This is a genomic window from Defluviicoccus vanus (assembly GCF_014672695.1).
Taxonomy (GTDB): Bacteria; Pseudomonadota; Alphaproteobacteria; order Rhodospirillales; family Defluviicoccaceae; genus Defluviicoccus; species Defluviicoccus vanus.
The window spans coordinates 2,865,141-2,879,384 of record NZ_CP053923.1 but is presented as its reverse complement, the minus strand read 5'-3'; the positions used below and the strand labels follow the sequence as shown (position 1 = coordinate 2,879,384).

The 14,244-nt window shown below is 63.3% G+C and carries 13 protein-coding genes; 4 read left to right on the top strand and 9 right to left on the bottom strand.

The annotated features are described in order from the left end of the window. Window positions 1-53 precede the first annotated feature (53 nt). Window positions 54-494 carry a thermonuclease family protein gene (locus HQ394_RS12945; RefSeq protein ID WP_190260584.1) on the top strand — a complete coding sequence of 147 codons (441 nt, stop codon included), beginning with the start codon at window positions 54-56 and terminating at the stop codon, window positions 492-494. An 18-nt stretch (window positions 495-512) separates the two neighbouring features. Here HQ394_RS12945 and HQ394_RS12940 read toward each other — a convergent pair whose 3' ends face one another. From HQ394_RS12940 to HQ394_RS12900, 9 genes are all read right to left on the bottom strand, one after another. Then, entirely contained in the window at window positions 513-1,406 is an 894-nt protein-coding gene (locus HQ394_RS12940) for a 3'-5' exonuclease (RefSeq protein WP_190260583.1), read from the bottom strand. After that, window positions 1,393-3,435, bottom strand: coding sequence for an ATP-binding protein (locus HQ394_RS12935; protein WP_190260582.1), 2,043 nt, complete (start codon window positions 3,433-3,435; stop codon window positions 1,393-1,395). The genes HQ394_RS12940 and HQ394_RS12935 overlap by 14 nt, the downstream gene beginning before the upstream one ends. Then, window positions 3,432-4,754, bottom strand: coding sequence for an SIR2 family protein (locus HQ394_RS12930; protein WP_190260581.1), 1,323 nt, complete (start codon window positions 4,752-4,754; stop codon window positions 3,432-3,434). The genes HQ394_RS12935 and HQ394_RS12930 overlap by 4 nt, the downstream gene beginning before the upstream one ends. A gap of 22 nt (window positions 4,755-4,776) precedes the next feature. Beyond that, window positions 4,777-5,793 (bottom strand): nucleotidyl transferase AbiEii/AbiGii toxin family protein, encoded by a 1,017-nt coding sequence (locus HQ394_RS12925; RefSeq protein WP_190260580.1) that lies wholly within the window; start codon window positions 5,791-5,793, stop codon window positions 4,777-4,779. A gap of 93 nt (window positions 5,794-5,886) precedes the next feature. Continuing rightward, entirely contained in the window at window positions 5,887-6,378 is a 492-nt protein-coding gene (locus tag HQ394_RS12920) for a DUF6088 family protein (RefSeq protein ID WP_223291564.1), read from the bottom strand. 278 nt (window positions 6,379-6,656) lie between these two features. Next, a complete protein-coding gene (locus tag HQ394_RS12915) occupies window positions 6,657-8,891 on the bottom strand; it encodes a nitric-oxide reductase large subunit (protein ID WP_456151609.1) in 2,235 nt (744 codons plus the stop codon). 87 nt (window positions 8,892-8,978) lie between these two features. After that, complete coding sequence (locus tag HQ394_RS12910) at window positions 8,979-9,443, bottom strand: membrane protein (RefSeq protein WP_041575668.1); 465 nt, start codon at window positions 9,441-9,443, stop codon at window positions 8,979-8,981. Beyond that, window positions 9,436-9,729: a DUF1971 domain-containing protein gene (locus tag HQ394_RS12905; protein ID WP_012115018.1), complete on the bottom strand. Its 294-nt coding sequence runs from the start codon at window positions 9,727-9,729 to the stop codon at window positions 9,436-9,438. The genes HQ394_RS12910 and HQ394_RS12905 overlap by 8 nt, the downstream gene beginning before the upstream one ends. Further along, the gene (locus tag HQ394_RS12900) at window positions 9,726-10,178 is read right to left on the bottom strand and encodes a group III truncated hemoglobin (RefSeq protein ID WP_012115017.1); all 453 of its coding nucleotides are present in this window, start codon (window positions 10,176-10,178) and stop codon (window positions 9,726-9,728) included. The genes HQ394_RS12905 and HQ394_RS12900 overlap by 4 nt, the downstream gene beginning before the upstream one ends. A gap of 80 nt (window positions 10,179-10,258) precedes the next feature. Here HQ394_RS12900 and HQ394_RS12895 point away from each other — a divergent pair, with 80 nt between their 5' ends. From HQ394_RS12895 to HQ394_RS12885, 3 genes are all read left to right on the top strand, one after another. Then, on the top strand, window positions 10,259-10,708 hold the full coding sequence (locus HQ394_RS12895; protein WP_012115016.1) for an RrF2 family transcriptional regulator: 450 nt from the start codon (window positions 10,259-10,261) through the stop codon (window positions 10,706-10,708). Window positions 10,709-10,874: 166 nt separating this feature from the next. Next, window positions 10,875-12,296, top strand: coding sequence for an IS1182 family transposase (locus HQ394_RS12890; protein WP_012115015.1), 1,422 nt, complete (start codon window positions 10,875-10,877; stop codon window positions 12,294-12,296). Window positions 12,297-12,453: 157 nt separating this feature from the next. Then, on the top strand, window positions 12,454-13,407 hold the full coding sequence (locus HQ394_RS12885) for an ArdC family protein (RefSeq protein ID WP_190260578.1): 954 nt from the start codon (window positions 12,454-12,456) through the stop codon (window positions 13,405-13,407). Window positions 13,408-14,244: the final 837 nt, after the last annotated feature.

Sequence of the window (14,244 nt, the reverse complement as noted above, 5' to 3'; positions counted from 1 at the left end):
CCATCGACTGTCACGCAGACCGTGGCGCCTGAAGCGAAAGTGAGAACACGACTATGCAGATCGCAATCGGCTTGGCGCTGCTGCTGGGAGCGCTGACCATGGCGACGGCGGCCAAGGCCGATCCCTGCAAGGCCATTCCCGACCGTGGACCGATGCCGTCGTATCTCCATCGCGGAGCGCACTTCTCCGGCCCCGTGGTCTATGTCGGAGACGGCGACTCTCTGTGCGTGGCCGTGGGCCAAGGGCCATCGAACTGGGTTGAGATACGACTGGAGGATTTCTACGCGCCCGAACTCCACTCCCCTGGCGGCCCCAACGCCAAGCTTGCGCTGGAAAAGATCGCCATGGGCCGAAACGCCGAGTGCGTCGCCAACCGCCAGTCCTACGACCGTGTAGTGGCCACCTGCCGGATCGGCGGGCGCTCCATCGGGGACTTGCTGAAGGCCGCCGGGAGCATCGAGGGCGGCAATGGATACAGCCAGGGCAAGCAATAGCCCGGCCTTCGACGGCGTTCAGATCCGGTCTGAAAACCGATCATACGCATCGATCCGCCGAACCGGGGGATCGACCTCATACCGATAGATTTCCGTTCTCAAGAACCGTAGCTCGGCCTCGCGCTGAGCTTCGGGAACGTCGATATACCATGCGCGCGGCTGCGGGCCGGGATCGCCGTTCCAACGGTATCCCCGCGCTTTGAGGACATCCTTGAGGTCGAAGGGCGAGTTCTCCGCCCAGATGCGCCAAGAAACGGCACGAGCGCCGTCCAGGAGGCGGCTGAGACCCGTAACGCCAGATCGGGGCAGCCGCATTGCCAGCAACTCGACCGTAGCAAGACAGTCGTGCATCGCGCGGTGGCGGTCGTAGAAGAAGCCTGCGGCCTGAGCGAGATAGGCGAGTTTCGTGCCCTCGAACCCCTCCGCGGCCCAATCGATCTGGCTGAGCGAGCAAGCCCACGGCTTCGTCGAGAACACGTCGCTGAATCGTTCAAGAAAGCGGCGGTCGAACGCCGCGTTGTGCGCGATGACGAGCGAAGCCGGCGCCGCGAATGTGGCTACCGCTGCGGGATCAATAATCTGGCCGGCCACCATCTCGTTGGTGATGCCCGTGATCGCGGTGATTTCCGGGGCGATAGGCTCGCTCGGCTGACGCAGCCCTTGGAAGCTGTCGCCCACGCTGAAAACGGTGCCATCCAAGCCATAGTTGAATGGCGTCATGGCGAGTTCGATGATCTCGTCGCGCTGAGGGTCGAGCCCCGTGGTCTCCACATCGACCACCAGGCCAAGGCGCAGCGGGGTGCCGGGAGGCGGAACGGTGCGAGGGCGTGGCTTGAGACGCCGGATCACCCGGTAATCCTCCGTGGCCTCCAGTGTCTGCGCCAGAGTCTCCAGATGGTCAGAAGATGTCATCGTCCGGCGCTTCGTTTACCGCCATCGGCTCCTCTCCAGCCGCCGCAGCAGCGGCGTCGACCGGACGGAGCACGAGGCGAATGTCAGCGGCTCGACCTTCTTCGTGGAACCACAGATCGACGACGGCGGTATCATCGCTCCGCGGTCGCGGGGATGCCTCCCTGACCTTGAAGGTCGTCGGCAGATTGACCGACGTTCCAAACACCAGCGCGTGCTGCCGTGGCAATGACGGCAACCGCTTCAGGACCGACTCTGAGATGAACGGCGTCATCTGGCGAATCTGGGAGAGATCGTCGGGATTCTGGATACGGTGGACCAGGAAGTTGGAGCACTGGCTAAGGACCGTCTTGGACAGCTCGCTCGGGCGCTGAGACGCCAGCAGCACGAACATGCCGTATTTACGTCCTTCCTTGGCGATGCGCTCGAATATCTTGGTCGCGTCCACGGCATAGCGGGATGGCGTCGCCGAGATGTAGCGGTGCGCTTCTTCCAGCAGCAGATGGATCGGGAAGCGATTGCGCGGATCAGCTCGCCGGAGCAGGCGAAACAGCATCCGCGCGATCACGGAGCTGACCAGTTCGACCACCTCGTCCTCGACATCATTCATGTCGATGATGATGATCTGATTGGCCTTGGTGTGACCGGCTCCCTTGCCAATCAGGCCGACCAGCCGGGTGAGAAACTCCAGTTCGCCATTGTCGGCGGCCGCGCCGACCGCCTCGTGCCGCAAAAACTCATACTCCCGCCGATCTTCGAGCGCCTGGAAGCGCGTCACCATCTGGGAGCAGTAATCGCGGATTTGCCGATTCCCGTGCGCCTCCGCATACAGGATGGCGAGGTCTATTGCGTCGCCGAGAGCAGAGAAATCAAAGGGTAGGTTCTGGTAGTCTGGGAGCTTCAGATCCTCCAACTCGAAGCCATTTGGACCAACCAGATAAGCATCCAGACCCGCAGGGTTAGCCATTTGGCCGAAGTTGATCGCAATGAATGGCCGGATATTTGCTGCGTTGATCTCGTTCGTGCTGAAGCGCTGGAGGATACCAATGATCCGATCATGCTTGGACGGGCTTGAAGAGTCGTCGCGCATGATCTGGGTGATGCACTTGGCGAGGATATGATTGCGGACGCTGTTGAGTTCTGCGGCCCCCGCATTTGAGAACAAGGTGGAGAGCCCGAGCGCCATGCGCAGGATGGGAACCTGGGTGCGCTCGCTGGCTTGCAGCAACAGCTCCCATTCCGCCAGTTCCAGAAACCAGTGCGGCAAGCGGAAGCCTGCCGCCGTGCCGTCGAGGACGACACGCTCGACCCCGATGGCCCCATCCTTCGCGGAAGCGTTCAGAGCGGCGTGATATTCGCCGTTGACGTCGAAGACGATGAAGGTTGCGCCGCGGGCGTGATGCTCCTCCGGCTTGCTGAAAAGGGACTGCAAGACCGAGGCGACCGTGCAGGACTTACCGCTTCCGGTATTGCCCAGGACGGCGACATGACCGCCGAAGAACTCGTTCAGTCGGACCTTGATGTCGTAGTTCTCGAACACCACCGACTTGCCGATGGGAAGAACCCGATAGCGCGTGGCCCCTTCGGGTTCGCAGGCGCCGCCATCCGGGCCGACTGACGGCTCGACGGCCGCCTCGGTCTCGAAGATGCGATCGAGTTCGCCGTCCAGTGCATAGAGTGCGTCCGCATACAGAGACGGAAAAACGGACACACCGAAACGGAACGCGCCGCCACGCATCGGCAACATGCCGACCGGCACCACGTCCAGATATTTTGAGGAGCCAGCCCGATCGAAGTCGCCTCGCTCGGATGGAGTGCTCGCGTCGCGCTCACGCAAGCCGACAACCTCGACCACGACATATTCCGACTGCGACGGGATCATCAGGAACGATCCCAGCCGCGCCACATAATGCACGCCGTCGAAGCCAACGACCGTGAAGTTGTCGGTGCCGACGTGCATCTCCACGACAAAGCGGTCGGCCGCGACCGAGACCACCTTGCCGATCGCGCGTTTGCGATCGTCGTGGCTCATGCCTCGCCATCCTTCGTCTCGTCGTCCCTTTTCGGCGCCAGTTCGGACAAGACCTTGCGAACGGCGTCATCGATCCTGTCGCTGGGACGCTGCGGCATGAAATGCTCGACGATCATGTCGAAGTAGTGCGCCCTCGTTCCCTCGGCAGGACCGTCGCCTCCAATGATCCAAATGCGCGGGTCGCGCAGCGCCCGTAGCTTGGCGATCTCACCGGCCGTATCCGGCGCCGCGAAGATTACCAGACGGAACGTCGGGATCGTCAGCGCCTGGTAGATGATATTGTTCAGGTGCTCATCGCCGAAGGCGTAGCCCGCCGTGATGAGCACGCTCTGCTCGCGCACGATCCGGGACTGAAATTCCCGGAACAGGTCCGCGTAGGGCGAGCCGAGCGAAGAGTTCTGCTTCGCCGGCGTCGGATAGATCAGCATCTGGTTCGTGGATTCCGGCGGCCAGACCTCCTTGATCGGGAACAGGCCATGATCGTCCTCGGTCCAAGTGACCGAGCCATGCAATTTGCAGAGATAGACGAAGGCGTCGACGGCGGTCCACTTGCGGCTGGCGACGTCGAGCTGCTCGGCCAGGGCATAGCGGAAGATCGCCGGATTGAAGCGACGCTCCACGACGCCGGAAAAGCCGTTGGCATAGGGAATGCCCAGCCGATCCATCGCCAATTCGCTGAAATGATCGTAGTTGGTCGTGAACACCCACGGCCGGGGCAAGGACCGATCTCGCAGGACCAGCTTCTTGTAGAACCGCTCGTAGAGGTCGCGCACGGTGCTGTCGCCCTCCGTGGCGAAGGCCCCTTGGGTGACACGGGTCCATAGGAAGTCCTGGACCTTCTTGATGATGCCGTCGAGAACAGCGCGGTAGGGATGAAGATCGGGATTCTCGCTCTGGCGCAGCACGAACCGCTGCGCGAACAGCACCTCCATCAAGCGTTCCAGGTTCCGGCTGTAGTCCTTCGCCAGGTCGATCCCGAGCGCATCGAGATAGTCGAGTTCGCCCTTGGTCAGCCGCCACGGCGCCGGGACAGCGCCGACGACCGGCGGATCACCGTAGAATCCCGCCGCCCGCGCCTCGAGGGTTTCCCCGCAGAACTCCTTGGCCAGGGGCGCCATGGTCGCAATGCCGAGTTCCTTTTTGTCCCTCATCAGGGAGGAACATCCAGCGCCGAGCAAAAACGCGATATTCTTGGCGTTCATGGCCTCGGAAATCGCCTGGCGGGCGCTCTCGATCCCCTTGTTCCAGTCGAGTTCCGATGGATCGGCATCGCCGTTCCGCAGAAACTGGAATTTTCGCTCGTCTCCGACTTCGCTCATATACCCCCGATCCCCCAGTTTCTTATTTGGCCGCGCTGTTCGCGCGCGCGGCTATATCGGCGCACCGCGCCATGAGCGCCTCGAACGGCTCCGCGTCATCGAAGAGCAGCCCATCCTCGACCATGCGGGCATAGTCGTCCTCCAGCGCCTTCGCGCCATCGCCGGCTGGCACGAGCTGCAAGCCGCCGTTGACGGCCGCTGCGTAGTCGATCGGCGTGCGGTCGGCGGCCTTCTCCGCGAAGAACATCGACTTGTGGCGGGCGACAGCGTTGGCCAGTTCGCGATCGGCGAAAGCGGCCTCCGCGAAGCCGGCTTCATCCAGCCGGACGACATCGTGCCAGTGTCGTGCGAAGCGGTCGCCGCGCAGCCGTTCCTGGAGGCAGAAGATATGGCTGGCGGTCGCCTTCTCCCAGAAGGTCCGCTCCGCGTGCATGACGCGCGGCCGCGCCGTCGGGAAGACCAGCCCGTCGATCAGGCCAGCCGCGTCGCAGACGACGTCGCGCAGGCTCGCGGGTTCGCCCGTCGAGCGGGCGCCGAACTCCAGCATGACGCTGGGCGCGACATAGCCGGAGCCGGCCGCAATCGCCTCGTAGTCTATAAAGAGCTTGTCATCCTCGACGCGAATAGCCGCCGCCAGCCCCTCGGCGGCCAGCGCGTTCGCGATCACGGGCTGCACGGCCTCCGCGACCCAGACCGGCAACCGCCGGCGGACCTCGCTGGACCAGCGCTTTTCCTCGCTCCGGGTTTTCGGCAGGCCCTCACCATTGTCCCCGACCAGATCGGGCGCGATCGCCCGAATGTCGTAGGTCAGATCCACATCCTCCGAAAACCGGCGGATGACCTGATAGGCTTTCGACAGCGACGTGCCGCCCTTGAACACCAGATGTTCACCGAGCGGCGCGGCGTAGAGGGTCGCCAGCGCCCACACCACCCACACATCCTTCTCGAGAAGATGGGTCGGACGGCCCGAGCGGTCGGCGGCGACGCCCAACGCATCGCGCCGATCCTCGGCCGAAAGCTGGAGGAAGACGTCAGCCATACGCCACCCTTCCCACGCTCTGCGCGAGCCACGTCGGAAGCTGCGGCGCGGCGGCGACCAGTTCGCCGAACACGCCGGGCGGCATCTTCCGCTTCAATGTCGTGAGCGCGGCCTCCGCCCTTTCGGGGCCGAGCCAGGCCAGCGCCCGCACGGCCTCCCCGCCGGGCGGTTGGCCAGGGCCAGTTGCCAGCGAGGCGCGTGCCGCAATTCCACGACCTGCTTGCCAAGGTGCATCTTTCGGCTGCGCCCGGAGGTCAGATAGACCGAGCGGACAGGCACCTGCGTCGTCAAGCCAAGGGCGTTCGCCGCGGCAGCGCCGTTCGAGACGATGATCTCCCCCTTTTGGGTCGCAAGGGCCTCGACAGCCTGCTCGACCGAAGGTGCGCGCGTGCCGAACCGGCTGGCGATGGGACGCAGATAGACGCCACGACCGGCGCGGATGAGCTGCCCGCGCTCCGACAGGCGCGACAATGCCTGATCCACGGCCGCCCGGTTTCCGAGGTGGAGCAGGCCCTTGGCGGACACGGGGACGCCTTCGGGCAGTCCCGTCGCATGTGCCAGAATCTGTTCGGTCAGCCGTGTCATCATCTTTCTCCTGTCGGAAATATACGCGAGTTTCTGACAGTTTTCAAGGGAACCCGGATAGGGGAAAGCCTTCCCCTGCGGCCGAGCCAGGGTCTCGGCCGACCCCTTCTGCGGGGAGAACCCCCAGGCTGTGCTAAAACCCACGGATCAGGCAAGCCTGTCCGGCGATCCTGAAGCCGTTTCACGGACAAATGGCGTTGGCCGGGAGCGACCAACGCCCGAAATTAGCCGGCCGTCCGTTGAAAACCGGGGTACAGCCGGGAAGCGGAGTGGCGGATCTAAAGCGCCGGCTTTGGAATGGCCGCCGTTTCTGGAGTCGGCTTCCTGCCGTGCATGAACGCCTGAACCATGAACCATGGNAACGCGAAAACGCCGAGAGCGAACACGACATCGCCGGGCACCCTTGCCCAAACCAGCGCCTGCATGATCGGGCTATGGATGAACTCCGCTGAGCGCGCATAGGCATAGCCGTGCTCGATGCTGGCGTAGGTCTGCAGGATGCCCTGCGGGAGCAGCGACAGGAAAGTCATCATGCCAAGGCCGATATTGAGCGACCAGAAGGAGATCCTGATCCATTTTTGGTTCCACCGCGTGACGTCGGTCAGTCCACGCATGCAATAGAGCGTCAGCCCCAGGCCGAGCATGCCATAGACGCCGAACAGCGCGGCGTGGCCATGGTTCGCCGTCGTGTTCAGCCCCTGCATGTAATAGAGCGCGATCGGCGGATTGATGAGGAAGCCGAACAGCCCGGCGCCGACCAGATTCCAGAACAGGACGGCGGCGAAGAACATAAACGGCCAGTGATAGATCCGTTCCCACTCGGCCTCATGCTCGACCTTGTGCCGCGTATAGGCTTCGAAGCCGACAACCAGCAGCGGCACCACTTCGAGCGCCGAGATCATCGCGCCGACCGCAATCACCGACGTTGGCGTGCCGCTGAAATACAGGTGATGGAAGGTCCCGAGCACCCCGCCGAACAGGAAGATGATCGTCGCGAACAACACCATCACGGTGGCGGTGGAGGTTCGCAGGATGCCCATCTGGACGAACAGCAGCGAGATGATGGCCGTGGCGAAGACTTCGAAAATACCCTCGACCCACAAATGCACCACCCACCAGCGCCAATATTCCATGATGGCGATGTTCGTATGCTGGCCCCACATCAGCCCCGCGCCGTAGAGCAGCCCGATGGCGAGCGCTGACACCAGCACGAGATAGATGAGGGACTTTCCGCCTTCCCGTCGCAGCACGGGCCAGAGCGCGCGCACCACCAGCGCCACCCAGAGGAACAGGCCAATCAGGAGGTAGATCTGCCAGAAGCGGCCGAGATCGACATATTCATAGCCCTGATGACCGAACCAGAAATTCGCCGTCAGACTGGTGAAGAAGCGGTGGACGGCCGCCCATTGCCCGGCAAAGGAGCCGATGACGATGACCAGAAGGCTGACGAACAGAAAGTTGACGCCGAGCCGCTGGAACTTGGGGTCGCGTCCNCCGAGCATCGGCGCGACATAGAGCCCGGTCGCCAGCCATGCCGTGGCGATCCACAGCACCGCGAGTTGCGTGTGCCATGTGCGGGTGATCGTGTAGGGAAGATATTCTGCAAAAGGCAGGCCATAGAGCCCTTGTCCCTCGACCGCATAATGAGCGGTGACAATGCCCAGCAGCACCTGCCCCACGAACAACGCGCAGACGACCCAGAAATATTTCGCGGTAGCCCGCATCGACGGTGTGATGACGGCCTGTCCCAGAAGATCAGAGGTCGCCATGCCGCCCTCGGGCAGGATGTCGCCGCGCCAGACGTCGAACTGCTTGGCGTAATAGGCGATGAGTGCGCCTGCCGCCGCAAGCAGCAGGATGACCGACGCAAGGCTCCACAACAATGTACCGGTGGTTGGGCTATTGCCCACCAGGGGTTCGTGCGGCCAGTTGCTGGTATAAGTGATGTTCTGGCCCGGACGATCGGTGGTCGCCCCNCAGGCCGTCCAGAAATAGAAGGCGGTAAGCTGCCGGGCTTCCGCGGCCGACAGCTCGCCATAGACCGGGAAGGCATAGTCGCGGCGGAGCTTTAGCGAGGCAGGATCGCCGCCATCGTACAGGCTTACGAAATGCTGCTGTACCTGCCGGATCGCGCGCNNGCGGGTGTCGCTGACCGTGATGACGCCGGATGCAGGGTCGTAGGTGTTCCTACGCATCTCCTCCTGCAGCCCGGCCCTTCGCATAGCCTCCGCCTGCGTCGCGGACACGCCTGGGAGAGGTTGCGAGGCCGACAGGGCGAGCAATGCCTCCGCCTCGCGGTGCAGCCAGTCGGCGCTCCAGTCGGGCGCCAGATAGCTGCCATGGCCCCAGATCGAGCCCTGTTCCATGCCGCCGATCGACTGCCAGATATTCTGGCCGGTCTCGATGTCCGCGCGCGTGAACAATGTCTCGCCGCTTTGGGATTTCACCGCTTCGGGAATGGGCGGCGCCTGCTGGTAGATCTGCTGGCCCAGCAACAGTAGGATTCCGAACATGACCACCATGCCGACCGACAGGATGATCCACAGCCTTTTGATGCTGAATGTCGTTTGATAGCTCTTCATGCCCCAAACCCCCTCCGTTCAGAATAGTCCGTGACTACCGCCTACCGCGCCCAAAATTGTTATGATGCTGACGGCAAGTAATAACTGATGCAGCCGGATCATTCGAGCGAAATCCGCCTCTGGTGACTGTGTATTGGCGAGGCGGCGATGGAGATGCAGCGGCTCGATGACGAGCAACATCAGCGCAAACACGGTCCAGAGTGCGACCATCAGGTGCATCCACCAGAACCGGCCGTCGAGGAAGCGGCTCCACAGATCGGCGCGCGCCACCAGCCACAGGCCACTTGCGCCGGCAAGCAGAACCCACAGGCGTGCCTGCCAGGCAAAGCGCGCCTCCATCTGCTGAAAACGGCGCAAGCGATCCTGCGGCAGTTCCGTTGCCTTAAGCGTCGGCATCAGCACCCAGGTGACGAAACCGACGCCGCCTATCCAGAACAGGACCGCGACGACATGCACCGTGCGAGCAAGGGCGAAGTCATCCACGGTCCGCGTCTTCGACAAGCTCTGGGCGTTCCCGGTAGAACTCGACCTGCATCGTCATGGGGCCGAGCGGAACGACATGATGGGTTGCTTGCGGCGGGATGATCGCGGGCCTGTCGGGCGTCACGAGCTGCTCGCTCGGCGGATCGACGAAAACGAGCCGCACTTCGCCCTCCAGCATCCGCAGGAGGCCCCAGGTGCCTGCTTTGGTGCGATGATCGTTGCGCAGCGCGTCGGGTAGGCTTTGCTCATCGAAGATCGGCGATGCGCCGTAGGGGACCGGTGTCACGACGCGGCCCTCGCGGAAATGGCGGCCAGGCCGCCGCGGTCGATCTTGATGCCGGTCAGCAAGCTCTCGCCAATGCGCAGTGCCGCTTCGCGAAACCGATCCGCGACCGCAGCGTTCGGCGCGATCCGAGCAAGCGTCTGGTCCCAGAGCGACTGCCAGCGCGCGAAATGCGCCTCATCAAGCTCGCCGATCGCGATATGCTTGCGCATCGGATTGCCGCTGAACCGACCGGATTCGAGCATGATCGAGGCCCAGAAATCCTTCATCCGCGTCAGATGATGCGGCCAGTCGCCGATGCGCTCCGCAAAGATCGGGCCGAGCGTGTCGTCCTGGCGGACGGTGTCGTAGAAACTCTCCACAAGCTGCGAAATAAACGCATCATCGATCCCGCAGGCGAGCGCATCCGCCATCTTGCGTGCCCGCGCTTGCTCGGCATGGTTCGACGTCATTGCCTGCCTCGACTCGATTAAGATGTGTGCATGGTTTACGCGCCTTGGCGGATAAAACCAATATATGATATGCATCTTTTATGAGATTGTCCGTCCAGACCGACTATGCCCTTCGCACATTGATGTTCCTGGCCGTGAAGGACGGCCATCATTCGATCGCCGAGATCGCACACGCTTATGGCATCTCGAAGAACCATCTGATGAAAGTGGCGCAGCGACTGGCCGCGGAGGGATTTGTCGAGGGTGTGCGGGGCCGGAGCGGGGGCCTCAAGCTGGCGCGGCCCGCCAATGCCCTGAACGTCGGTTCGATCATGCGCATCATGGAAGACACCGGGACATTCGTCGAATGCTTCGACGCGGCGACCAACAGCTGCGTCGTGACGCCCGCATGCGGCTTGCGCCATGCCTTGGCAGGCGCGCTGGAAGCTTTCGCGCGACACCTCGATCAGTTCACCATCGCCGATCTCGTACCGGATTCCAAAAGCTACGGGTGGCAGCTCGACGCGCAAGCGGCCACTGCTTCGACGTAACGGAGAACCCGGCGATTCTGACCTCATCCTTCTCGGAAGCCCGCAACATCTGTAATGAGTTATTACGCCGCCTAGCGCAGATGTTCAAAGCCAAGAACAAGCTTTTACTAATGAACCTGTCAGTGTAGAATCCAATTATCTTCCCATCTTCCGCGCCGGGGTGTGCATGAGTTTTATTGAGGGACTCGCGCGAGATCAGGTCAACCTGCTTCCTCCTTGTGTTGATGACTATGTTTCCCCGGACGCATTGGTCCGAGTCGTCGATGCTTTTGTTACCAGCTTGAACTTGGCTGAGCTTGGCTTCGGTCGCGCTATCGCTGCGGTCACCGGCCGCCCTGGATACCATCCAGGCGATATGCTCCGGCTGTACATCTGGGGCTACCTCAACCAGGTACGGTCCTCACGCCAATTGGAACGAGCGTGTGTCCGCGACCTCGAAGCGCTTTGGCTAATGCGCCGGCTCGCCCCGGATTACCGAACGATCGCCTCCTTTCGTCATGACAATCCGGAAGCCATTGTCGGCGCCAGCGCTGCATTCATCCAGTTCTGCCGCGAAACCGGCTTGATCAGCGGTCGATTGGTCGCGCTGGACGGGACGAAGATGCGCGCGGTCGCGAGCCCAAAGAACATCGCTGGCGCCGACCGGCTGGCCCGTGACGTTGCGCACACCGAAAAGGAGATCGCCTACTACCTTGAACGGCTCGACATCATAGATGAGGCAGTGGCCCAGGGGTTCGACGATCAGCCCAAACATCGGGAGGCGTTCACCACTGCGATGGAGACCCTCGGGCGCCGCAAAGACAGGCTCGTGCGCCGGCAGGACATCCTGAAGGATCGCGACGAGACGGCTTTGGTCTTTGGCGAGTCCGACGCGCGGCCGATGGGCTATGGACGTTCTCCCAAGACACCCTGCTACAACATGCAAAGCGTGGTCGATGTAGATAGCGGCCTGATCATACATCACGACGTGACCAACGAGGCAAACGACAGCCAGCTCCTGCATCCAATGTCGATGGCGACGATGGAGGTGCTTGAGGTTGACGAGCTCAAAGTCCTGGCCGACGGCGGTTACTCCAACGCCCAGGCGGTCGCGCAATGCGAGCGCGACCATATTGAGGTCGCGGCGCCGATCAAACGCGGCGCCATGAGCACCGACTTTTTCCGGCCAGCGCAGTTCGTGTATGATGAGGAGACCGACACAATCCGGTGCCCCGCCGGCAAGACGTTGAGACCATCCGGCAAACATACCCGCAACCGTGCGATCCGATATAGAACGCCCGCATGCAAAGACTGTCGGCTGAAGAGCCGATGCACGTCCGGCGCCCAACGGACCATCCATCGGTTGTTCGATCAGGCGGCGCTGGATCGTATGGAGGCCAGAATCTACGCGGATCCGAGCTTGATGGTGACCCGCCGATGTACTGTAGAGCACCCCTTCGGCACGATTAAACGGATGTCCGGCGGCGGAAGGTTCCTCACGCGAGGTCTCAGAGCGGTAAAGGCCGAAGCGGCTCTCTCGATTGTCGCCTTCAACATCCTCCATGCAGTAAATGCCTTCGGTGCCGAGCGACTGACGCCAGCGGGGTGAGACGCGCGTCGCGGTGCTGGCGGCGGCGGATTAGACGAATGAGTTTTTGCACAGCCTGCCCCGCAACGCCCCCTGGAGAGTGAGAGTGCGGACGGGGTTTCCGTGACGGGTTGAGGGCTGGAGAAGAGGTCTCCGGCGCCCGTCGCGGAGAACCGCGATGTTCAGGAACGACCGCAACGGGCGTGCCGGCTCCGGCCGGACGAACCTTTACGACGACATCACCAGCAAGATCATCGCCGAGCTGGAGGCGGGCCGCTTCCCCTGGGTCCAGCCCTGGGGATCGGCCTCGGTCAAGGCGCCCCTCGCCATGCCGAGAAACGCCGCGACCGGGCGGCACTATTCGGGGATCAACGTGCTGATCCTCTGGGGCGCGGTGATCCAGCACGGCTTTCCCGGCCAGAGCTGGCTCACCTTCCGCCAGGCCCTGTCGCTTGGCGGCAATGTCCGCCGCGGCGAACACGGCACCACCGTCGTCTATGCCGACCGTTTCACGCCGGAGGACGAGAAGCGCCGCGCCCGCGAGACCGGCGAGGAAGCCGCCGCGATCCCGTTCCTCAAGCGCTTCACGGTGTTCAACGCGGCGCAATGCGACGGACTGCCGGAGGATGTCGCCATTGTGGCCCCACCGCCTCCGCCCGGCCTCATCGAGCCACGGGTCGAGACCCTAATCCGGGCGACCGGCATCGACTTCCGCATCGGCGGCGACCGCGCCTTCTATGTGCCGGCGCACGACTTTGTGCAGGTGCCGCCGCCCCAGGCATATTTCGAGCCGATCAACTGGCACCGCACGGCCCTGCACGAGTTGGGGCACGCGACCGGCCATGCCTCCCGGCTCGGCCGTGACCTCACCGGCGGCTTCGGCTCGAAGAAATACGCCTTCGAGGAGCTGGTCGCCGAGATCAACGCCGCTTTCTGCTGCGCTTCGCTCGGCATCACGCCCNCCACCGTCCGACATGCCGACTACATCGGCTCCTGGCTCGAAGTGCTGCGCGAGGACAATCGCGCCATCGTGCGCGCCGCGTCCCAGGCCAGCAGGGCGGCCGACTGGCTGCTTGGCTTCCTGCCGGACGCCGACGTCGGCATGGCCGACGACGAACGGGAGGCGGCGTGATGAACGCCCCCGTCTTCCCCACTGGCGCCATCCCCGAACAGCAGGCGTCCATCCGCCTGCGTGTTCTCAGCCTGGGCGCCGGCGTCCAGTCCACCACGCTCGCCCTGATGGCCGCGCATGGCGAGATCGGCCCCATACCGGATTGCGCGATCTTCGCCGATACCGGCTGGGAGCCGAGGGCCGTCTATGAGCATCTCGCCTGGCTGCGATCGCCCAACGTCCTGCCCTTCCCGGTCCATATCGTCTCGGCCGGAGACCTGCGCGCCGACCTTCTCGCCGGCGCGCGCGGCGAGCGATGGGCCTCGATCCCGGCCTTCACCCGCACCGTGACGCCGGCAGGCGCGGAGCTGCCCGTCTATGATGAGGACGAGAACGGTGATCTCGTCGCCATCGGCTCCCGCATCGTGCCGACCGAACGGGTCGGAGTCGGCATGATCCGCCGCCAATGCACCGGCGACTACAAGATCGCGCCAATCCGCCGGAAGGTCCGCGAGCTGCTCGGCATCGCCGGCCGGCGCTCGCCAAAGGCTCCCATCGCCGAACAGTGGATCGGGATCTCGCTCGACGAGGTGCTACGCATGAAGCCTTCGTTCGAGCCGTGGCAGATCAACCGCTGGCCGCTCATCGAGCAAGGCATGACCCGTCTGGATTGCCTGCGCTGGCTGGATCGGCACGATTACCCCCTGCCACCCAAGAGCGCCTGCATCGGTTGCCCGTTCCATTCTGACGATCACTGGCGGCGGATGCGAGACCGCGATCCCGAGGCTTGGGCCGACGCCGTATCGGTCGACGCCGCCATTCGCACCGGATTCCGGNGGATTCGTGGTGACGTCTATC

Excerpts from the sequence above, each read along its gene's own strand:
- HQ394_RS12945 (WP_190260584.1), top strand. The coding sequence starts at position 54 with ATGCAGATCGCAATCGGCTTGGCGCTGCTGCTGGGAGCGCTGACCATG.
- HQ394_RS12940 (WP_190260583.1), bottom strand. The coding sequence starts at position 1,406 with ATGACATCTTCTGACCATCTGGAGACTCTGGCGCAGACACTGGAGGCC.
- HQ394_RS12935 (WP_190260582.1), bottom strand. The coding sequence starts at position 3,435 with ATGAGCCACGACGATCGCAAACGCGCGATCGGCAAGGTGGTCTCGGTC.
- HQ394_RS12930 (WP_190260581.1), bottom strand. The coding sequence starts at position 4,754 with ATGAGCGAAGTCGGAGACGAGCGAAAATTCCAGTTTCTGCGGAACGGC.
- HQ394_RS12925 (WP_190260580.1), bottom strand. The coding sequence starts at position 5,793 with ATGGCTGACGTCTTCCTCCAGCTTTCGGCCGAGGATCGGCGCGATGCG.
- HQ394_RS12920 (WP_223291564.1), bottom strand. The coding sequence starts at position 6,378 with ATGACACGGCTGACCGAACAGATTCTGGCACATGCGACGGGACTGCCC.
- HQ394_RS12900 (WP_012115017.1), bottom strand. The coding sequence starts at position 10,178 with ATGACGTCGAACCATGCCGAGCAAGCGCGGGCACGCAAGATGGCGGAT.
- HQ394_RS12895 (WP_012115016.1), top strand. The coding sequence starts at position 10,259 with ATGAGATTGTCCGTCCAGACCGACTATGCCCTTCGCACATTGATGTTC.
- HQ394_RS12890 (WP_012115015.1), top strand. The coding sequence starts at position 10,875 with ATGAGTTTTATTGAGGGACTCGCGCGAGATCAGGTCAACCTGCTTCCT.